The sequence below is a fragment of the Vibrio sp. RM-69-4 genome, assembly GCF_024743775.1.
Taxonomy (GTDB): domain Bacteria; phylum Pseudomonadota; class Gammaproteobacteria; order Enterobacterales; family Vibrionaceae; genus Vibrio; species Vibrio anguillarum.
Map to the genome: position 1 here is coordinate 53,169 of NZ_JAMQXI010000048.1, position 19,722 is coordinate 72,890.

Annotated in this window: 18 protein-coding genes; 9 read left to right on the top strand and 9 right to left on the bottom strand. The window is 43.7% G+C overall.

Features of this window, described 5'->3' with window-relative positions; genetic code table 11:
• Nucleotides 1-16: 16 nt before the first annotated feature.
• Entirely contained in the window at nucleotides 17-1,045 is a 1,029-nt protein-coding gene (locus NB504_RS06940; protein ID WP_017046842.1) for a VirK/YbjX family protein, read from the bottom strand.
• A 113-nt stretch (nucleotides 1,046-1,158) separates the two neighbouring features.
• Here NB504_RS06940 and slyA point away from each other — a divergent pair, with 113 nt between their 5' ends.
• Genes slyA through NB504_RS06955 form a run of 3 tightly spaced genes read left to right on the top strand, consistent with a single transcriptional unit; the run spans nucleotide 1,159 to nucleotide 3,750 of the window.
• Nucleotides 1,159-1,641 carry a transcriptional regulator SlyA gene (slyA, locus tag NB504_RS06945; protein WP_017046843.1) on the top strand — a complete coding sequence of 161 codons (483 nt, stop codon included), beginning with the start codon at nucleotides 1,159-1,161 and terminating at the stop codon, nucleotides 1,639-1,641.
• 6 nt (nucleotides 1,642-1,647) lie between these two features.
• Nucleotides 1,648-2,703: an HlyD family secretion protein gene (locus NB504_RS06950; protein WP_258428554.1), complete on the top strand. Its 1,056-nt coding sequence runs from the start codon at nucleotides 1,648-1,650 to the stop codon at nucleotides 2,701-2,703.
• A 12-nt stretch (nucleotides 2,704-2,715) separates the two neighbouring features.
• Nucleotides 2,716-3,750 carry a DUF2955 domain-containing protein gene (locus tag NB504_RS06955; RefSeq protein ID WP_258428555.1) on the top strand — a complete coding sequence of 345 codons (1,035 nt, stop codon included), beginning with the start codon at nucleotides 2,716-2,718 and terminating at the stop codon, nucleotides 3,748-3,750.
• Nucleotides 3,751-3,796: 46 nt separating this feature from the next.
• On the opposite strand, the gene NB504_RS06960 is transcribed toward NB504_RS06955, so the two are convergent.
• Both NB504_RS06960 and NB504_RS06965 read right to left on the bottom strand, forming a co-directional pair.
• A complete protein-coding gene (locus NB504_RS06960) occupies nucleotides 3,797-5,032 on the bottom strand; it encodes a zinc-dependent metalloprotease family protein (RefSeq protein WP_094128589.1) in 1,236 nt (411 codons plus the stop codon).
• Between the two features lie 55 nt (nucleotides 5,033-5,087).
• Nucleotides 5,088-5,744, bottom strand: coding sequence for a hypothetical protein (locus tag NB504_RS06965; RefSeq protein WP_017044966.1), 657 nt, complete (start codon nucleotides 5,742-5,744; stop codon nucleotides 5,088-5,090).
• Nucleotides 5,745-6,920: 1,176 nt separating this feature from the next.
• Here NB504_RS06965 and NB504_RS06970 point away from each other — a divergent pair.
• From NB504_RS06970 to nhaD, 3 genes are all read left to right on the top strand, one after another.
• The gene (locus tag NB504_RS06970; protein WP_013868258.1) at nucleotides 6,921-7,364 is read left to right on the top strand and encodes a DoxX family protein; all 444 of its coding nucleotides are present in this window, start codon (nucleotides 6,921-6,923) and stop codon (nucleotides 7,362-7,364) included.
• Between the two features lie 482 nt (nucleotides 7,365-7,846).
• Nucleotides 7,847-9,151, top strand: a complete 1,305-nt coding sequence (locus NB504_RS06975; RefSeq protein ID WP_258428556.1) for a dicarboxylate/amino acid:cation symporter — start codon at nucleotides 7,847-7,849, stop codon at nucleotides 9,149-9,151.
• 169 nt (nucleotides 9,152-9,320) lie between these two features.
• Nucleotides 9,321-10,769 carry a sodium:proton antiporter NhaD gene (gene nhaD / locus NB504_RS06980; RefSeq protein WP_258428557.1) on the top strand — a complete coding sequence of 483 codons (1,449 nt, stop codon included), beginning with the start codon at nucleotides 9,321-9,323 and terminating at the stop codon, nucleotides 10,767-10,769.
• On the opposite strand, the gene NB504_RS06985 is transcribed toward nhaD, so the two are convergent.
• The 4 genes from NB504_RS06985 to NB504_RS07000 form a co-directional block, all read right to left on the bottom strand.
• Nucleotides 10,766-11,695 carry a Gfo/Idh/MocA family protein gene (locus NB504_RS06985; protein WP_258428578.1) on the bottom strand — a complete coding sequence of 310 codons (930 nt, stop codon included), beginning with the start codon at nucleotides 11,693-11,695 and terminating at the stop codon, nucleotides 10,766-10,768. The genes nhaD and NB504_RS06985 overlap by 4 nt on opposite strands.
• A 105-nt stretch (nucleotides 11,696-11,800) precedes the next feature.
• On the bottom strand, nucleotides 11,801-12,331 hold the full coding sequence (locus NB504_RS06990; RefSeq protein ID WP_010319258.1) for an MltR family transcriptional regulator: 531 nt from the start codon (nucleotides 12,329-12,331) through the stop codon (nucleotides 11,801-11,803).
• Nucleotides 12,332-12,392: 61 nt separating this feature from the next.
• Complete coding sequence (locus NB504_RS06995; protein WP_026028875.1) at nucleotides 12,393-13,541, bottom strand: mannitol-1-phosphate 5-dehydrogenase; 1,149 nt, start codon at nucleotides 13,539-13,541, stop codon at nucleotides 12,393-12,395.
• Between the two features lie 116 nt (nucleotides 13,542-13,657).
• Nucleotides 13,658-15,607 carry a PTS mannitol transporter subunit IICBA gene (locus NB504_RS07000; RefSeq protein ID WP_094133869.1) on the bottom strand — a complete coding sequence of 650 codons (1,950 nt, stop codon included), beginning with the start codon at nucleotides 15,605-15,607 and terminating at the stop codon, nucleotides 13,658-13,660.
• Nucleotides 15,608-16,246: 639 nt separating this feature from the next.
• Here NB504_RS07000 and NB504_RS07005 point away from each other — a divergent pair.
• Nucleotides 16,247-17,194 (top strand): M23 family metallopeptidase, encoded by a 948-nt coding sequence (locus tag NB504_RS07005; protein WP_094128595.1) that lies wholly within the window; start codon nucleotides 16,247-16,249, stop codon nucleotides 17,192-17,194.
• Nucleotides 17,195-17,202: 8 nt separating this feature from the next.
• A complete protein-coding gene (locus tag NB504_RS07010; protein WP_305951630.1) occupies nucleotides 17,203-17,499 on the top strand; it encodes a polymer-forming cytoskeletal protein in 297 nt (98 codons plus the stop codon).
• A 127-nt stretch (nucleotides 17,500-17,626) separates the two neighbouring features.
• On the opposite strand, the gene nagB is transcribed toward NB504_RS07010, so the two are convergent.
• Nucleotides 17,627-18,427 carry a glucosamine-6-phosphate deaminase gene (gene nagB, locus NB504_RS07015; RefSeq protein WP_064626540.1) on the bottom strand — a complete coding sequence of 267 codons (801 nt, stop codon included), beginning with the start codon at nucleotides 18,425-18,427 and terminating at the stop codon, nucleotides 17,627-17,629.
• A gap of 311 nt (nucleotides 18,428-18,738) precedes the next feature.
• Between nagB and NB504_RS07020 the strand changes: the two genes are divergently transcribed.
• Nucleotides 18,739-18,990, top strand: coding sequence for a DUF3081 domain-containing protein (locus tag NB504_RS07020; protein ID WP_017044957.1), 252 nt, complete (start codon nucleotides 18,739-18,741; stop codon nucleotides 18,988-18,990).
• Nucleotides 18,991-19,256: 266 nt separating this feature from the next.
• Here NB504_RS07020 and NB504_RS07025 read toward each other — a convergent pair whose 3' ends face one another.
• Nucleotides 19,257-19,616 carry a DUF413 domain-containing protein gene (locus tag NB504_RS07025; protein ID WP_105976921.1) on the bottom strand — a complete coding sequence of 120 codons (360 nt, stop codon included), beginning with the start codon at nucleotides 19,614-19,616 and terminating at the stop codon, nucleotides 19,257-19,259.
• Nucleotides 19,617-19,722: the final 106 nt, after the last annotated feature.

Sequence of the window (19,722 nt, forward strand, 5' to 3'; positions counted from 1 at the left end):
TAATTTTGTAGATCCATCAAACCACGAAATGCTTGGGCATAAGTTTCAACTGTTCAATACGGCCCGACATGGCTGTTTCCACCTCGGCTAACCACTCATAACGTTTAGTATATAGACGGCGTTTATTGCGATTTAGCGTCTCAACACCTTTGCGGTTTGGCGTGGTTGGCAAACGGTACAAATATTTGCTCATTTTCTCTGCTTCGTACTCTGTCCACAGTTCATCGTAATCAAAGCTTACTGATTTGCGCTTTGAGCCAATATAACGCAACGCTTGATACATATGGCCGCGGTTAGAAATCGCATACAGGTTTTCAACCCCTAAAATACGCGCTAGCGTCATGATCATTTCAACCATCAGTGCTTTAGTTCTTAAGCCGTGAGTCGTGCGCGTCAAATCTTTAATGATTTGATTACGATCGGTCACACCACTGCTTGGACCTTGTAGTGAACCAATGTAAATACTGCGCCCTTGATCAGAAACATTGAAACTGATCGAGTAAATTTTCTGCCCTTTTTCATCCGTCAGTTGCAGCCCCAACGAGCCTTCTCTTATCTCTCCACTGCACAGGCTTAATGAATAACTCGCCCCATTTTTGTCGTAAAAATCAAAAATAGAGAAGCCTGATTCTGAGAAAAACTTCGCAGCATTAAAGCCAAACTGTTCAACTAAGTAGATAAAATGTTGATTAATGTGCCATGTACGCTCTTTGGCAGACCAATTGACGCAGAGATAAGGTTTTAATGGTTTTTCCAAAAACTGTGGGCATTGCTTCAATACCTCCGCTAACTCGGAGCACGAAAACAGCCTCAGCATACTTTTTAGAGCATAGGCATTGGTCACGCCCCATAAACAAAAACGGATATTCTTCCTGATTTTAGACCAGCCTTTGGTATTGGGGTAAATCGTTTCGGAGAGTTCAGACAGGCTAAACAGGTAGTCGAGTTTATTTTCAATTATCATAGTATGGACCAGAATTTCAGCAGCTAGGACAGCCTCAAACATTGGGGAGTCGCTCATTGAAAATAATGTACAGTGTTTCATTGTGGGGTGCTGTCCTGAGTTTGTATGAAAATGTCAGCCTTCGTCATTAGCTATTTACTTAGCGCGCTAACTAAATTATATTACTTAGCACGCTAAGTAATATGTGACTCGTTATGATTGAAAACACGCACACCCTGAAAGAATTATCACTCGCTGAGCAGTTTGCTCGTCTCTCACGCTTATGGAAAATGGTGGCGGACCGAGAACTCTCACCCTTGGGCCTTACCCATCCTCGTTGGACCGCATTGTGGAAATTACAGCGTCTCGGTGACAACGTCAGTCAAAAAACCTTAGCCGAAGCGTTAGAAATAGAACTGGCTTCTTTGATGCGAACTTTAAAGCAGCTCGAAGAACAATCGCTGATCGAACGTCACTGCTGTCACAACGATAAGCGCGCTCGAATCGTCAGTTTGACGAGTAACGGGCGTGCTCTTATCAAGCAGATGGAAACCCGTATTTTGCAAGTTCGCCAAAACTTACTGGGTAATATTGACGATCAACAATTGCGCCAACTGACTCTTACGCTCGAACAAATCTCACACAACGCTCTAGATACGCTCAGCAAACCGATAGCAACACCTTCAAAGGAACAATAATTACTTATGACACCTGATCAAAAATTTGCACTTTGGATCAAATATTCCATCGTCGCTTTTGTGGCGCTCTTTGCCTATTTTTTGGTGGCCGATTTGGCTATGCCTTTAACACCGCAAGCCATGGCAACGCGGACTGTGACCAAAATATCTCCCCGAGTTAATGGTCAAATCAGTGATGTTTTTGTCACTAATAATCAAACCGTACACAAGGGTGAAGTACTTTTCACCATCGACCCACAACCCTATCAACTGGCGGTAGAGCAGGCCCAACTCAATTATGAACGTGCGGTACAAGGTAACGCTCAATTGGATGCATCGATTGCAGCCGCAGAAGCTAATGTCACGGCAAGCCGTATCGTTGCCGATCAAAAGTTGCGCGAAGCTAACCGATTAAACACTCTGTTTGCACGCAATGGGACTTCTCAACAACTTAAAGACGATGCACAAAGTGGCGCTACCGCCGCGAAAGCCAATTTGGTTGCAGCGCAAGCTCACCTGCAAGAATTGCACGTCAGTCGAGGTAATAGTGACGAAAGTAACGTCAGCATTCGCGCCGCTTTGAACCAATTGGCGCAAGCCAAGCTAAACCTTGCCTACACACAAACGCTAGCAGAGCAAGATGGTGTCATTACCAACTTACAGCTTGAAACGGGCACCTACGCCGCAGCAGGTATGCCGTTAGTTGCGTTGGTAGCGACGGATGTAGACGTGATTGCTGATTTTAGAGAAAAAAGCTTACGCCATTTCCCAGACAATAGCCGCGCCCTAGTTGCTTTTGACAGCAAACCCGGCGAAGTCTTTACCGCGCGTATTCGTAGCCTTGATGCTGGGGTAAGCACTGGTCAGTTTGATGCGAATGGGCGTTTAGCCACTCCAACAGAATCTAATCGCTGGGTGCGTGATGCACAACGCATGCGTGTGCACCTTTCGCTCGATGAAACGATGTCAACATTGTCTTCAGGTGCTCGTGCGACGGTACAGTTGCTACCAGAAAGTGGCCCGTTTGCTTGGCTGGCAAAAATGCAAATTCAGTTTCTAAGCACTCTGCACTACATCTATTAAGCGGAGTAAAAAATGCGACTTTGGGATCATCCATTATCTGAAAATGACTTTCGCCAATGCGTCAGAATAGCAACAGGTGCGACGCTTGGTTTTACCTTTTGTAAACTACTGGGTTGGAACTACGGGGTATTTTTTACCGTAACACCGATGCTGTTACTGGGCATGGTGCCCGTCATGAATGCGCACGCCGCAAAGCAACTGCTTGCTTCCGCCGTCGTTTGTGGCTTAGAAGTGGCCATTCTCGGGGGGCTGTTTGGCGCTCATCCGGCACTGATGACGATGATCGCTTTTGTACTGTTTCTCTACAAATTTGCTTGTATGTCGAAAGGCAGCTTATTCTTATTTGGAGCGAACAGCGTATTGAGCTTGAGCATCATGCTGCACTTTGCAAGCTACCCCACAACTGATCTTAACGATCTGATTACCAGCAACTTTATCGCGAATTTGCTTTCGGTAATGGTCGCTTATCTGGTGACATTCTGTATTCCCGACGCACAGAAAAGGCAACCTCCCGCTCATGCAAGCGTGGCCAAAGAGTCACATCGTATGCGCCATGAAGCGCTCATGGGCGCAACCATTGCCACACTCTCTTTCGTTGTGTTTCAAATATTCGATCTGCAAGATTCAATGTCCGCGCAAGCCACAACCTTGTTGCTACTTTTCCCGATGCATTGGAACGGAGCGCTAGGCTACGCACGCAAACGCGCGATGGGTACTCTGCTTGGTGTCACTTTCGGTATTGCGGTCCAACTGCTGCTCTACGATTGGTCAGGTCAGCTTTTATTTGTTATTCCGCTGCTGTGGATAGGTGCGATGCTCTTTAGCTACTGGCATGTAAAAGAATCCAGCGGTTCAGGGGTCGGCTTTGGCTCATTGACTACCTTAGGGATCTTGTTTGGTCAATATTTGACGCCGGGCAATGATTTAATTTTCAGTGCCCTGTACCGAGTCGGCAGTATTTTGTTTGCTATTGTCGCCACATTACTTACAACCTATGTGATCCATCGATTGCTGAATCAATTCAAAGCCACCCAATTTGGCCAGTAATTAAAAACCCTGCACATAGGTGCAGGGTCAACATCACAGCAAACCTTTATTCAAAGGATAAGCGTGCCGAATTTAATACACCCGTTAAACCTTGATAGTGATCCGCCACGACTAAACGCCACTGGCCTTGCACGTTCATTTGTTGCATTCCGCTGAGTGTAAAGCGAACACGATAAGCCGTGTTGCGATCATACTGGTTATACGATTTTAAGTTCCAATAGCCACCATCAGGTGCATACAACTTGACTGAAACATCACCCACAAATGGGTGTTCAATATCAAGTTGAATAGTGGCCGTTTCCGCATTTCCTTGATAAGTCACATTAATCGGAAGTGCTAACTCTCCTTGTGCATGATCGGGAATGGCAAAAGGCCCTTGTAAATCATAGATGGCTTGTTGGGGTGAAGTCGGCTCAGTGGGTGACGTTCCTCCGTCATTACTCCCATCTGGACGTGCATAAATCGCCGCAATGTGTGGCGCGCTCAGGCCAATCGCTCGCACCGAGTTCGCGTAGTCAGTGACACCACATGCTTGACCTTTACACACTTTGCTTGGGTTAGAGAATGTGTAAGAACGGCTATGAATACCAAATAAGAAACCATAAGCCATGGTCGTCGCAAATTGGCCTTGAACCCCATAACCATACGCATCTTGCTCTGTACCATTTGAAAGATGGGGTTCGCCATTGTACTGTTCATGAGCATGGTTCAAGCCCAAATTGTGGCCTAACTCGTGAATAAACGTATCATCGCCACACTCATTCAAATAGCTATGACTGTACATTCTAGATTGCGCATAACGCGCACTATTGTTCCAATACGCGGCAGGGATTATCCATGCTAGACCACAGCTCAGCATGTAAGTACCATTGCCTTTATCTTCATAATCAGGAGAATTTTTAATATCTAGATTACGAAACAGCGCCACCATATCCGCGCCAACCTGCTTACGATATTGCTCAATATCGGCAAACGCCGGATCTTGTTTATTGCCGGGAGTAATCGCATCAAGCGCCTGCCCTTGCGATTTTCTTAGCCCTCTTTGCGTATCGTATTTTACTTCTTTCGTGCCAATTAAGTTGACTTTGATGTCCAGACCACTTTGACGCAGAATTTCATTTCCCACGTTAAATCGGTGCTGGATTTGAGCCACGTGATCTTGCTGAAACCACTCAGCGGTGCCAGGTGTGTAAACACCTAGAATATCAATTTCTGTGGTTGCGCTACTCGGTAACGCATGCGTTGCTAACACCACGGCTAATGCCAATGACGCTATTTTCATAGAAAACTCCTACATTATTTATTTTATTAACACACAAAGCCGTGCGTTTGAGGTATCAATGGCTGGTCGAGGTTTCGTCATAGCCATGATTCGGTGGTACTCGGTAAACCCATGCTTCACTGCCGTTGCCTTCAAGCTTCACTTGACCACTGGGATGACCAATAAAACCAAGTATTGCCGTTTTGCCGAAAGTGAATGTGGCCGGGTAAACTTCCCCGTCGAGTTCAAACTGCCCAGACCAAGTCCGGACGCCTTCATTCTGAATTTCTGATGAAGTAACTTGGATATTGACTGGCTGGTTATCAGGCATAGTGACCGTGACAGCATCGCCCGTTGCCAGAACTCGGAATTGTTCAATATTTTCGATTTCGATCGCTTTGATTTCCGTCACTGCATCACTTTTCGGCCTAATGGCTTGCAACGCTGGGCTTGGGTTGATGTCGTGCCATACTTCATCAACGGTTTGCGCCGCAAGCATGCGCTCTTCAGTGATAGGCTCTGAATTCAGAGCAGAACGAGCATCTCCAGCGCTCGATGCATCTTCTCGTGGTGGCTTCATCAGCTGGCGCTCATCAGCAACTGTTGCGGCTTTAAAATCAGTATCCTCGTTATTATTCGGTGCTTTTGGATCAGGCACTAATGTTAATGAACTATGGCTAATGTAATATTTACCAACAATGAGACCGAATATTGCTAATAACAAAATGGTCATTATCTTAACTTTCAAACTTTATATCTCCGACAATTAGACGTGGCATATATATAGATACATAAGATGTATGAATACAATTAAATAACGTGATCTTAAGTCAATAAAGTTAAGGTTAAATATAATCAAACTTTATAGATTTGAATGATGATCTAATTTTCAAAAAAATGAATGCAATGCGCTAAATAAAATATCAAGCCAAAAGAAAAACAATAATCCGTAATTAATAAATTAGTTATTATTGTTTGATGGCAATAAACAGAGAAAATTAAAGAAGATGGTACTCTTGATAACGACGAGTCTTATGAAAAAGGCACTTAAAAGCGCAAAAATACAGTTTAGGCTGTCTATGACTAAACAACTTGAAGTTGCAGGTCGATATGGTAAGTGAGCACCCCATAGCAATAGCTAAAAATGTAGCCAACATCGCTGCAGCTTTCAATGGGAAGGAAAAAGCCTTCATTCTCGAAGCTCTTTAATCTATGGCTGAGCACTTTTCTGGAACTGTAAACCAACTAATTTGGTATTTTATCAAAACGTAATTCACTATTTATCCTAATGACCAAACAATAAGATATTTATCTATTCGGACATAAATCTTATTATTTCTTGACACTTATTCCATTATTTTAATATTTGCACTTTTTATAAACCATGGGAAATAGAAAACAGATGATGGATGACATTGTAAAGAAAGATATAGCTAACGACCCAAAGGTAGCCCGTTTATTTTAGTAACCTTCTTCGTTTTTTAATTCATTATCTGCTCCTTTGAAAAGACACTACTATGAAATACAGGTCAATCCGAATGCTATTAGTGTCCGTATAAATGATAATATTGTGTATAACTAAACAACTTGAAGTGGCAGGTAGGTTGGAAAGTAAGTTTCCCCCATGAGCATAGATAAACGATTTGATGAAGTGAGCGAACGTAACCAACCGCTGCAGCTTCAAGTAGGAAGGGGATATCAGACGATCAATCGGCATGAATCATCATAGATAGAAGGTCACAACATTCCCCGCGCTAAGAAAAGTACTAGATAAATCTTGTTCAATTTTTTCGAACTTAATCATCAAACGGAGTGAGTTATCTCAGGTTACGAATCACTCTACACTGGCTCCAACAGCTAGGAAGCCGCTGAGCACCTACTACCTTTTAATGAATCTGAGGACACTTTAATGAAAGCACTATTGAAACAACTAACCACATCAACTTCTGGATTTTCTGCGCTTGCGCTTCGTTTCCCAATTGGCATCATTTTTATGGCGCACGGTGCGCAGAAACTCTTTGGCTGGTTTGGAGGATATGGATTAGAAGGCACTGGTCAATGGATGGCTTCAATTGGCTTAAACCCAGGTGTGCTGATGGCATTTTTAGCGGGTAGTGGTGAATTCTTTGGGGGCCTATTCATTTTGCTTGGCTTACTAACTCGCCCTGCCGCCTTGCTTCTTTCTATTACGATGATCGTCGCAATCGCTTCTGTACACTTAGGTAACGGCTTATTCATGGCTAATAACGGTTATGAGTTTGGCCTTGCGCTGCTTGCAGCCAGTGTATCGTTGGTTTTCTCTGGTGCTGGCAAATTGGCACTTGATAACTGGTTAAATAAAAAGCTCGCATAATCTATGCCTAAGGCCAGCATACCGTTTCATTGAAGGAGGCCAAGCCTCCTTCAAACGTTAAGATTTTCAGTCGATAACATTCAACTTAGTATCACTTTCCTTCCTTTCTCTACTTGTGTTGCATGCCCTTCTTTTTATGCTACATAAAAGTGCCGTTGAGACCCTATTCATATAAAGCAACCTTAATGGGTAAATATGCAACCAAACGAGCTTAAAATTGAATGAAAACTAGCGAATTACCATTAGATGAGAATAGTGACATTTGTTAACACAAAAGACTCATGTGTTGCCAAATGATAAAAAATAAAAATTTAAACCCAAAAATAGGTTATTAAAACGTAAAAGATGGGCAGTTTTAAGTGATAAAGATCACAGCAATTAACCGTTAACATTATTTTACTTTTTGATTTGCACTCAGCCCTGCTAACCTGCGGCACGCTTTGAAATGATGTCGAAGTGCATAAAATAAAGGAGTGTTCACAATGAATACCAAAAAACCGATGTCGCTTACCGGCCGTGTTATTTTAGGTATGGTAGCGGGTATTTTGACTGGCTTTGCCATTCGAGCCCTATTTGCTGAAAACGGATTTGTTGACGCGTATATCGTTAACGGCTTATTCGATGTTGGCGGAAAAATCTTTATCGCCAGCTTAAAAATGTTAGTTGTACCCCTCGTGTTTGTTTCTCTCGTTTGTGGTACGAGCTCACTGAAAGATCTCACCACACTTGGCCGGATGGGCGGTAAAACCCTAGCCTTTTACATCGCAACCACTGCGATTGCCATCACACTGGCACTGACAATGGGCACTGTGTTTCAACCGGGGTCCGGAGCCGATTTAACCGCAGCAAGCTCATTCCAATCTGCGCAAGCCCCTTCTTTGGGCCAAGTGTTTATTGATATGTTCCCAACCAACCCAATCAGCGCGATGGCAGAAGGTAAAACACTGCAGGTCATCGTCTTTGCAGTACTATTTGGCATAGCCATCAGTGCCGCGGGTAAACCGGGCGAACGTATTGCGGGCGTTTTTAATGACTTGAACGAAGTTATTATGAAACTAGTCGCTTTGTTGATGAACCTTGCTCCATATGGCGTATTTTTCCTGATGGCGAAACTGTTCACCAGCCTTGGTTTAAGTGCCATTTTGAACCTCGCAGAATACTTCGTAGTACTGACGGTTACCCTACTGCTACACGGTTTTGTCACCTATAGTTTGATGTTGAAAGGCTTTACTGGTTTAAGTCCAATCACCTTCTTCCGTAAAATGGAAGATGCCATTATGTTCGCTTTCTCTACAGCCTCTTCCAATGCGACTATACCCGTCACCATGGAAACGGCTAAAAACCGCTTAGGGGTTGATAACAAGATAGCTTCTTTCACCATTCCGCTAGGTGCGACCGTTAACATGGATGGCACAGCGATCATGCAAGGCGTTGCGACAGCATTTATTGCCCAAGCGTTCAATATCGACCTAACCATGGGTGACTACGTGATGGTCATCCTCACGGCAACACTAGCCTCTGTTGGTACAGCAGGCGTTCCGGGTGTTGGTCTTGTCATGCTAGCGATGGTGCTAAACCAAGTCGGCTTGCCACTAGAAGGTATTGCTTTGATTATGGGTGTTGACCGCTTATTAGATATGATCCGCACCGCAGTCAATATTACTGGTGATAGCTGTGTGACTCTTATTGTGGCGAAAACAGAAGGCGCGTTAGATGAAGCTCGCTTTAATGATCCACAAGCTGGCGTGAAAGAAGAAGAAGTCCATTTAACAAAAGCTCAAGCCTAACTTTCTTCACTTCCACTAATCAAAATCAAACCCTGTCGCTATTGCTACAGGGTTTTTCTTTATTAGCTTTACAGGTCAAGAATAAGATTAAAAATCAAGTAGATCAGAGCTATCTCACACCGAACTATCTTCAATAGATCTAGAATTTTATCAGCCTAACTTTCTAGGAGTGAACACAATGATACCTCGACGCACATGGCTTCTTTTGTTCTGCACTTTACCCTTTCCTTCAGTCGCTCTCGCTTCCTCTAACGATATCGATTCGTTAGATCTAACACACTCAACGATTGGTTATGCCTCTTTAGTCATTTTTACTCTGGCATATACTTTGGTCATGATGGAGGAGTACCTTAAGCTACGAAAGTCTAAACCTGTGTTACTTGCAGCTGGTTTAATTTGGGCCATGATTGGTTATGTTTATCAGCAGTATGAATTAACCGAGATTGCCAAAAACGCGCTAGAGCATAATTTGCTGGAATACGCCGAATTATTGCTGTTTCTGTTAGTCGCGATGACCTACATCAGTGCAATGGAAGAGCGGCGATTATTTGATGCATTACAAGCGTGGATGGTGGGAAAAGGTTTTGATTTTCGTGCTCTTTTTTGGATCACGGGGCTACTTGCATTTTTCATCTCGCCAATTGCCGATAACCTAACCACCGCACTGTTGATGTGCACTGTCGTACTAAAAGTGGCAGGAAACAACCCACGTTTTATCAACATTGCTTGTATTAATATCGTCGTAGCGGCTAACGCCGGAGGCGCTTTTAGCCCTTTTGGAGACATCACCACCTTAATGGTTTGGCAAGCGGGCCATGTGCCATTTTCACAGTTCCTTTCTCTGTTTCTCCCTTCTGTGATCAACTACCTTGTTCCTGCATTGCTGATGTCATTTTTTCTACCCAAGGAAAAGCCAACCACCCTGCATGAACATGTCGAGCTTAAACGCGGAGCCCGCCGTATTGTCGTACTTTTCATGTTAACCATTGCTACCGCCGTAGCATTCCATGCTGTGGTGCGCTTTCCACCCGTGATAGGCATGATGATGGGGCTCGCTTACTTACAATTTTTTGGCTATTTCCTCAGGAAAACCTTACCTACTTCGCTGGCCAAAAAAACCGTAATTGCGATTGCAAATAATGACGAGGCCGCCCTAAAACGTATTGGCTCTGTGGTGCCATTCGATGTCTTTAAGCGAGTTTCACACGCCGAATGGGATACGCTACTGTTTTTCTACGGGGTGGTCATGTGCGTAGGAGGGCTAAGCTTACTGGGTTATTTAGGCTTGATCTCGGAAGTGATGTATAGCCAATGGAACCCCATATGGGCAAACGTGATGATTGGGTTTCTTTCGGCGATTGTCGATAACATTCCCGTCATGTTTGCAGTACTGACGATGGAACCCGATATGTCCACCGGAAACTGGTTGCTCGTCACATTAACAGCGGGCGTCGGCGGCAGTTTACTCTCGATTGGCTCAGCCGCTGGAGTGGCTCTGATGGGCGCTGCACACGGCAAATACACCTTTGTAGGCCATCTAAAATGGACACCGATTATTGCAACAGGCTACGCCGCAAGTATTGGTGTCCACTTACTACTCAATCACGCTTTGTTTTAACGAATTTGCTTTGCAATATAATGACACAACGCCTCTGCCAGCTGGTGCGAGGCCAAGTTGCGTGCCACCACTTCTGAAGCCAGCTTTCCGCTGTTTATCACGCCAATCCAATCGTCAATCATGGCGCTAAAGCCTTTACTGGTCAGCATTGGCGTCCAATCTTTTAAACTAAGGGCTTGCTCTTGCCCTTGATGCCAACGTTTTCCTTGTGTAAACGAGTCAAACTCAAAACCTTCATTCACAAAGCTCGCGCTGACTCGCTCAGCGGTTATGCCGAACTGGCGATTCATTGAGGCATGCAGCAAACTTTCGCCGTGTTGCCATTGAACATCCAAGCGGGATAACTGACCTTGATGCTGCTGGTAGGTAATATAAGCATCATCCAATGTGACTTTAGCATTCACGTTTACGCTGTCTAGCGGATGGATAAAATCATCAAAGATAAAGGTGCGCACATCACCGGGCAGATCATAGCGGTGCTTTTCCCAACGAAGCGAACGTAAGTCGTTTCTATTACCAGTTTGCACTGCATTTAGGTGTTGGTTATAGAGCGGAATATGTCGGCGATTAAACCCTACATACAAGGGTTGACGATGCTTTTCTGCAAGCTCATACAACATTTCACAGGCGCTTGCACTGTCGGCTAGCGGCTTATCAACAAAGGTTGGAATTCCGTGTTCAAGGAAAAATTGGGCGATTTGAGGGTGAGCCGAGGTCGCCGCATGGATCATAACCGCATCAACGTTATAGCCAAGTAGCTCTCGATAATCCGTGCAATTCTCTGAAATGCGGTAACGCTGCGCTAGCTGCGTAACAAGAGCTGGATTACGAGTACAAAATACCAATTCTAAATCTGGGCGCTGTGTGATGACCGGAAGATACGCCTTTTGCGCGATATCACCTAGACCAATAATGCCAATTTTCATCATCAAATCTCTTTTCGTTAGATGAAGGTTAGGCTAACACAAGAAGATTAAAAAGGGAGGTGTAGAACTCAGTGAAAAGGCAATCCTTGCCTGTCTGGGATGAGGTTAAAATGGGCTCTCTTTGTTCAGTTCATTGCAAATTTCAACAATCGCCAATGAGAGCCCGGATTTGATGATTTGTTGCTGACGCTGAAGTTGAAGCTGGTAAAAATCCAGTTCAATGTCGCCATCCGGTTCCAATACTTCCAACTGCACCATGCCCATTTTGGCCACCAAATGGAGCTTTTTTATCGGCACCAAAATTTTCGGGTCGGTAAACTCGTATTCAGCACCATCACTGTTGAGTTGATTACGCAGTTTGATGATATCTTCAATATCGTGGTAAACATCATCAGGTAATACCCCAAGGCCAAACAGCAGTTTTAGCCTGACAGACAAGTTGCCGAGTGGTCCAGAATCTTGCAATAGAGGGCCAACTACTGATTGGACAGCGAAGTTATCTTTGCGAAAAATGCGTTGCATTAATGCGTCAATCGCCTCATTGAACACTTCAACCGTCGTAATAAAGAATCCGCGCACCGAATGGGCACTATTCAGTCGTTCAATTATATCGCTTTCGTTAATTCTATCTGCCATACGCTGTACTAATTGTTGTTATAAAGGGAGGGCATTAGCGCCCTCCAAAGTATTTATGTGATTAAAGCTGTTTGTAGATCGCTTCAATTTGCTTAACCTGCTCGCTCTGCTCATCTAACCCTGTGTAATGGGCCAGTGTTTTACATACGCCATATTGGTTCAATGATGTTTGAAGCTCGACTGCTTGAGGATCGCTGTCGTTGGTATATTTAAGGGCCGCCGCAATCCCTTTCAATAGCGTTTTGTTTTCAACACCGTACTCGATTGTACCGAGTAATGGCTTGATTAATCTATCATTGGGGCCTAATTTTCGTATTGGCTGACGACCAACGCGATCCACTTCATCCACCAAATATGGGTTGGCAAAACGGCTCAATATTTTTTCGATATAAGCGGCGTGCAATTCAGGGTCAAAACCGTAACGACGAATGAGTACTTCACCGCTTTCATGCATGGCTTGCTTCACTTGCTGACGAATTGCAGGATCTTCAATCGCTTCACGAATCGTCTTATGACCACTCAAACAACCCAAATAGGCGGTAATGCAGTGCCCAGTATTTAGAGTGAAAAGTTTACGCTCAACAAAAGCCATCAGATTATTGGTTTTTTCCATCCCTTCAATGTTGGGGATCTCACCTTTAAATTGCTGTTCATCAACAATCCATTCGCTGAAACTTTCAACCGTCACGGCCAACGGGTCATCGTTCGCGGCTTCGACAGGTGGCACAATGCGATCCACCGCGGAATCGACAAAACCAATTAACTCATCGGTTTTAGCATGCAGCGATGGGTCTAGATATTTATACACTTCGCCTTTCAGGTGTGTTGTACCGCGAACCATGTTTTCACAAGCGATCACATTGAGTGGCTGCTCATTGCCCGCTTCAAATCTTTTGGTGATGCCTTTGGCGATCGTTTTCGCAATGATATCAAGCACTGCAGGGCCGACAGCTGTAGTGACCAAATCCGTTTTTACAATGCGATCAATCACATCATTACTGGCTGAATTCACCGCAGTGACATGAGTGACAGTATCAATTTTGCACTCAGAACCCACTACCTTTACTTTGTATTCTTGACGATGACTCAATTGATCGACCAAAGGTTCATTGACATCGGCAAAAGTCACTTCAATGTCTGCATCGGCCAATAATTTACCAATAAAACCACGACCAATGTTACCCGCGCCAAAATGTACTGCATTTTTCATAATCTTACCTACCAAAAACTTATCTAAAAGAGAAAAGAGCGCTTAATGCTTCAATTGAGGTGAGGTCAGCAGTATAGGGGAACAGCCGACCTCGTTTTGCCTCAGGAGCAAAAGCGTTACGCTGCTTGGTTACCCGATAGGATGGCCAAGATATCGCTCACGTCTCTGGTTGAGGTGAGCTTCTCGATAGCATCAGGCTCATCGAGTGCGTTGGTAATGGTGGTAATAACTTGAATATGTTCATCATTTTTGGCGGCAATACCGATAACCAGTTTCGCTACGCCATCTTGGTCGTCCGTAAACTGCACACCAGCAGGATATTGGCAAATCACAATACCCGTTTTAATCACACGGTCTTTGGCGGCGACGGTGCCATGAGGAACGGCAATCGATTCTCCAAGATAAGTGGATACCATTTTCTCACGTTCAAACATGGCATCAACATACTCAGGCTCCGCATAGCCAAGCTCAACTAACTTATTGCCAGCGAAACGAATGGCTTCTTCTTTATTAGCGGCATTCAAACCTAAGTGAATGTTTTCTTTTTGGATTTGAAAAACGGACGGTTTTTGAATTTCAAAGCTGTCGTCATTCGCAGCGAGGATGGATACTTTAACCACATCGCTATCATTCGCCGCCTTAGGGCGTTGAGCTGCCAAAAGCTTAGTCACAAGCTGGTTGTACATTTCACTGTCTAAAAAGTTGCTCAGTGAAATATGCTGTGCACTGGGTGCATGTGTGCGTGCGCGGCCAGTCAGGTCTTTATGAGTAATCACGATTTCTGCGTTCTCCGGCAAACTATTGATGGCAAGGTTAGTGACGTGAATCGCTAAGCCCGCATCTTTGATTTTTTTACGCAGCATGCTTGCGCCCATTGCGCTTGAACCCATACCCGCATCGCAAGCAACAATAATGCTTTTCACGTTGGCTAAATCAATATTGCTTTTTTGAGAAGCCGCCGTCACATTGCCCTTTGCGCTCGATTTCATCTCTTTCATTTGTGATGTGGCTTTTTCTAACGCCGCTTCATCACCTTCCTCCTCGGTGCTGCTCTGTGCTTTCATCAATAATGACGCAACGGTAAAGGACACACCTGCCGCACCAAATATTGAGCATAATACGCCAACAATCGATCCTTTCTGTGTCATCAGTAGCACTGCAAAGATAGAGCCAGGAGACGCTGGAGAAACAATACCTGCATTGAAGAGAGTCAAAATGAACACCCCTGTCATACCACCAGCAATCGCTGCAAGAATCAGACGTGGATTCATCAGTATGTATGGGAAATAAATCTCATGGATGCCGCCGAAGAAGTGAATGATGGAAGCGCCACCAGCTGTTTGACGTGCTGTACCTTTACCAAACACCATGTAAGCCAACAAAATACCGAGACCAGGGCCAGGGTTTGCTTCAATTAAGAAGAAGATTGACTGCCCCATTTCACTGGCTTGTTGAATACCTAACGGTGAGAAAATACCGTGGTTAATCGCATTGTTAAGGAACAAGATCTTCGCGGGTTCAACAAAAATAGAGGTGAGTGGTAAAAGGTGTGCTGAAACTAAGAAGTTTACGCCTGCCGCTAAACCACCAGAGAGCACTTTAACAAATGGCCCAATAAGGTAAAACGCCAAGATTGCGCCAAGCATACCAATAATGCCTGCCGAGAAGTTGTTTACCAACATCTCAAAACCGCTTTTTACTTTACCTTCAACACGTTGGTCAAAGGTTTTGATCGCCCAACCACCCATAGGGCCAACCATCATGGCTCCCATAAACATTGGGATGTCGGTTCCGACAATCACACCCATTGTGGTGATGGCACCGACAACAGCGCCACGTTCTCCACCAACCAATTTACCACCCGTGTAACCAATCAGCAGTGGTAATAAGTAAGTAATCATCGGCCCAACCATAGATGCTAACGTTTCATTCGGTAGCCAACCCGTTGGGATAAATAGTGCGGTTATAAAGCCCCACGCGATAAACGCGCCAATGTTTGGCATAACCATGTTAGATAAGAAGCGACCAAAATTTTGTATCTTGATCTTTGCATCTGGTGATATCATGTGGATTCCCCGTTCGATGTTCTGATGAATATTGTTGTTGTAACGGTTCTGCGAAAAACCGTTGATTGCTTAGTACACAATCAATTTACCACACAATTTCATTCTGGAACTGACGACGGGTTTTTCGTGATCAGCCCCTCATAAATCCTAGCTTACAAATCATTTCTTCGTGATCATGGTCATTAAATTGACATGTAAATTTACAACAAAAAACAAAAATACAACTTGTCAACAATATTTAATCGATCAATATCATACTTTTTGAATTTTAACTTTTGATAAAAAAGAGATTCAAATCACAATTTCACTCTAATTATTAAAAATTAAAGAACCGAAAGTGATAAACATCACAATTACATCTTTATTTCACTAATCAAAATAAAGCCACCACTTCCATATTGTCTATTTTGTAACTTATATACACAAAACCATATTAATATTAGCTCATACATTAATATGGCTTTTTTTACTAACAACATCGGAGCTTCCTCTAAAAGCAGGCCAAGGATACGCTCCAATTCACAAACCGAACAATAAGAGGTGGGACGAGTATAGCCTTACAACGCAAAATGTTTTGACCCTGAGCATTCCCTGTTAGAATCGGCTGTACTGTTAACCATAGACGCTGTGAACGAATTCATGAAAGAAAGAGTGGTTGTTTCCGTTTCATCCATCCATGGGACGAAGCACTTTCATCTCGGTAAATGGTTCCGACATTTTTTAAAAGGTTTTGGCTATGTGCTGGTTGCCAGCATTCTCGCCACTGGCGGCGTTATCTATTACCTTCTTGATGAAGTTGATTTTGCTAAACTTAAGCAACAAGAGTTAGAGAGCCAGTCGATGTCACTGACCGAAGAAGTCACCTCTTTAAAGGAGCTAAAAAGCAGCTTAGAGAATGACCTGCTCGAACGAGAAGAAAAGATGCAGGTTGTTTCAGACAGGCTCGGCGATCTTGAAAAAGTATTGGGTATGGATGAAAGCGGAGCGGAATTAGAATCACGTTTAGACACCGCCGCTATCACTTCTTCAGTTAGAATGGTGATGCTGACCCAAATACCCAGCGGTGCACCTGTGCATAATGCGAGAATTTCGTCAGGATACGGTGAGCGTATTCATCCTGTCACTGGCAACGTCAAAATTCACCGCGGGCAAGATTTTGCGGTTAACATAGGCACGCCAATTTATGCACCAGCCGATGGCGTTGCCGAAGTCACTCGCGCCAGTGATAAAGGGTCAGGCAATTTTTTACGCTTACAGCACTCTTATGGATTTACCAGCTCCTATTCTCATTTGCAAAAATTTGCCGTGAAAGGGGGCGATTTTGTACAGAAGGGCGACTTAATTGCTTATTCTGGAAACAGTGGGTTATCTTCTGGCCCACATTTGCACTATGAAATTCGATTTGTCGGCCGTTCATTAGATCCAAGACCTTTTGTTGATTGGGGCGTGAATGATTTTGAAACGATATTTAGTAAGGTAAGAGGTATCCGATGGGAATCTTTAGTAAACAAAGTCGAGCTAAGAGTCAGCACTCAGCTACAACTCTCATCGCAAAAGGCTGTTCCATTAGTGGGGAACTCAGGTTAGAAAGCGACATTCAAATTGACGGGTCGGTAGAAGGTCAATTGCACGTTGATAAAACCATCGTCATTAGTGAAACAGGCACGGTTAATGGTGAGCTGTACGCAGGCCACATCATCATTAATGGCGAGTTCCAAGGCACATGTCACGCGACTAAAATTGAAATTTTAAGCAAAGGGAGCGTCACAGGGTCTATTTATAGCGACGACTTGAGCATTGAACAAGGTGGGCGCTTTAATGGAGTAACCTACCCTGCCCCGGAGAAACAAGTAGTTGAATTAAAAGAAGCGAAAATCGCTGCTGAAGGTTAATTCAACTACCGATTTCGTTCGCACTTCCCCATTTGATAGAAAGTCCCATTTGCTACAAAGTGTAAAAAGGCCTGCTGATGTTAGCAGGCCTTTTGTTTATGAATGTCCTTTCCCAACAGGGAGAGACTTAGAAACCTTCGATATTTTTTGCTTCTAATTCCGCAAAGTATTTTACGGTTTTCACTTTTAGTTCTTGAGTCGATGGTTCATCACATACAATCACTGATTTCGCGTGAAGTTGTAGTGCGGAGACTGTCCACAAATGGTTGACGCTTCCTTCCACGGCCGCTTGCAAAGCCAGCGCCTTATTGTGGCCTGTCACCAAAATCATGATCTCTTCTGAATCTAGCAGTGTGCCTACACCAATCGTTAGCGCGTATTTAGGAACTTGGTTGATATCACCATCAAAGAAACGAGAGTTTGCAATGCGTGTATCTTCTGTCAGTGTCTTAATGCGAGTGCGCGACGAAAGTGAAGAAGCAGGCTCGTTAAACGCGATGTGCCCATCATTACCCACACCACCCATAAATAGATTAATGCGGCCGTATGATTTAATTTTGTCTTCATAGCGCTTACATTCTGCATCAACATCTGGTGCGTTGCCATTCAGTAAGTTGATATTTTCTTCTTGAATATCAATATGATTGAAGAAATTGTTATACATAAATGAGCGGTATGACTCCGGATGATTTTCAGGAATACCAATGTATTCATCCATATTAAATGTCACGACATGCTTAAAGCTCACCTCGCCTGCTTTATGCATTTCAATCAGTGCATTATAAGTCGTCAATGGTGTACCACCAGTAGGTAAACCCAATACAAAAGGACGGTCTGCCGTTGGGTTGAATGCGTTGATACGTTTTACGATGTGTGCTGCTGCCCACTTGCCGACTTGTGCAGCCTGTTTTAACGGGATAAGTCTCATGATTGGCCCCTAGTTATTGGAATATTATGGTGTAATAGAACATTAATTCGCATTATAAAATAAGTATTGGGTGACTGCCATTGTTTTAGGTCAAATTTTCGCTCTTTCTTCAAATCTCAACCAGAAATGCGCTTAAATTTGTAGCAATTTCTACAGGTAAGCTTAACTAATACGGCACATGCTATAACCAAATGAGATAAAAATTCATCTATAAAATTAAGTAAAGTTTGAGTCGCTATCACTCCACTATCTGGCGAAGCGTGCATTCATTACCCATACTTGGAGTAACAAGCAAGAAAGGAGCAAATGCCATGAAAAACGAACTTGAACCCGCGAAAATTCTCCATGCTTATGAAACAGTAATGGCGCATGGTACACCGACTGAGTTCGGGAAAATCTATGAAGGTATCGAAGCTTTTTCAGACTATGACGGCTATAACATTTACATGCGAGGAAATGGTGTGGAGCTAAAAGTTGGCTTCCACAATACCTACCATCTCGATTATGACCAAGAGCATCTACGCGACAGCTTTTTAAAAAAAGTAGCCATTTTGGCTAAGTAGCGGTGTTGACCCAGCTCATGGATTGGCTAAGCGCGACCAAATGAGCAGAGTAGCGATAATGCAAAGCCCGAGTGAGTCATCAATACTAGGGCTTTGAGCGAAAGCACTTTTCTCATCTTGATTGAGTCACACTCTTTTGCACAGAGATCTCTTATATGAAAGGCGATGCGAGCAAGTTTGTCAGCCTTATTGAGACAATAAGGCTGAAGAAATAAATGAGAAAGCTGACCAAATTACGGCTTAAGATCCTGCATTAGAGATACAGATTAATCTTCTTCCGTTAAGGTAACTTCTTCATCATTATAGTCGTCACCACTTTCAGGTTTATTGCGACCGTTCAACGTATGGAAACGCTTACGACCACGAGCAAGTTGAGTGTATTTCAACCAGACACGCTCTAACTTAGATTTCGCTTTACCTGGGTTTTCAATCGCCTTAACAAAATGAGCTTCTTCGGCATTCTCTGGCGTGAGTTCACCAGATTCAAGGCCAAGCATGGTACCACCATAAATGGCGAGAAGTTCTTCTTCTGCAAGAGTAAAATCACCAGACTTAGCAAAGCCTCGTGGAAACTTTGTATTGTCGTAAAAACGTTTTTTTCCGTGACGGAATTCAGTCTCAGACATATCAACCTCATGTGAATGGCGCTACTACCATGTAGCGATAGATCACGCGAAAATTAGGCGTAAATCTCCGAAAAGAAAAACAAAAATTTTTTATCGTCATAATTGC

Bases quoted from the DNA above. Each gene is read 5' to 3' on its own strand.
- NB504_RS06940 (WP_017046842.1), bottom strand. From the start codon at position 1,045: ATGAAACACTGTACATTATTTTCAATGAGCGACTCCCCAATGTTTGAG.
- slyA (WP_017046843.1), top strand. From the start codon at position 1,159: ATGATTGAAAACACGCACACCCTGAAAGAATTATCACTCGCTGAGCAG.
- NB504_RS06950 (WP_258428554.1), top strand. From the start codon at position 1,648: ATGACACCTGATCAAAAATTTGCACTTTGGATCAAATATTCCATCGTC.
- NB504_RS06955 (WP_258428555.1), top strand. From the start codon at position 2,716: ATGCGACTTTGGGATCATCCATTATCTGAAAATGACTTTCGCCAATGC.
- NB504_RS06960 (WP_094128589.1), bottom strand. From the start codon at position 5,032: ATGAAAATAGCGTCATTGGCATTAGCCGTGGTGTTAGCAACGCATGCG.
- NB504_RS06965 (WP_017044966.1), bottom strand. From the start codon at position 5,744: ATGACCATTTTGTTATTAGCAATATTCGGTCTCATTGTTGGTAAATAT.
- NB504_RS06970 (WP_013868258.1), top strand. From the start codon at position 6,921: ATGAAAGCACTATTGAAACAACTAACCACATCAACTTCTGGATTTTCT.
- NB504_RS06975 (WP_258428556.1), top strand. From the start codon at position 7,847: ATGAATACCAAAAAACCGATGTCGCTTACCGGCCGTGTTATTTTAGGT.
- NB504_RS06985 (WP_258428578.1), bottom strand. From the start codon at position 11,695: ATGAAAATTGGCATTATTGGTCTAGGTGATATCGCGCAAAAGGCGTAT.
- NB504_RS06990 (WP_010319258.1), bottom strand. From the start codon at position 12,331: ATGGCAGATAGAATTAACGAAAGCGATATAATTGAACGACTGAATAGT.
- NB504_RS06995 (WP_026028875.1), bottom strand. From the start codon at position 13,541: ATGAAAAATGCAGTACATTTTGGCGCGGGTAACATTGGTCGTGGTTTT.
- NB504_RS07000 (WP_094133869.1), bottom strand. From the start codon at position 15,607: ATGATATCACCAGATGCAAAGATCAAGATACAAAATTTTGGTCGCTTC.
- NB504_RS07005 (WP_094128595.1), top strand. From the start codon at position 16,247: ATGAAAGAAAGAGTGGTTGTTTCCGTTTCATCCATCCATGGGACGAAG.
- nagB (WP_064626540.1), bottom strand. From the start codon at position 18,427: ATGAGACTTATCCCGTTAAAACAGGCTGCACAAGTCGGCAAGTGGGCA.
- NB504_RS07020 (WP_017044957.1), top strand. From the start codon at position 18,739: ATGAAAAACGAACTTGAACCCGCGAAAATTCTCCATGCTTATGAAACA.
- NB504_RS07025 (WP_105976921.1), bottom strand. From the start codon at position 19,616: ATGTCTGAGACTGAATTCCGTCACGGAAAAAAACGTTTTTACGACAAT.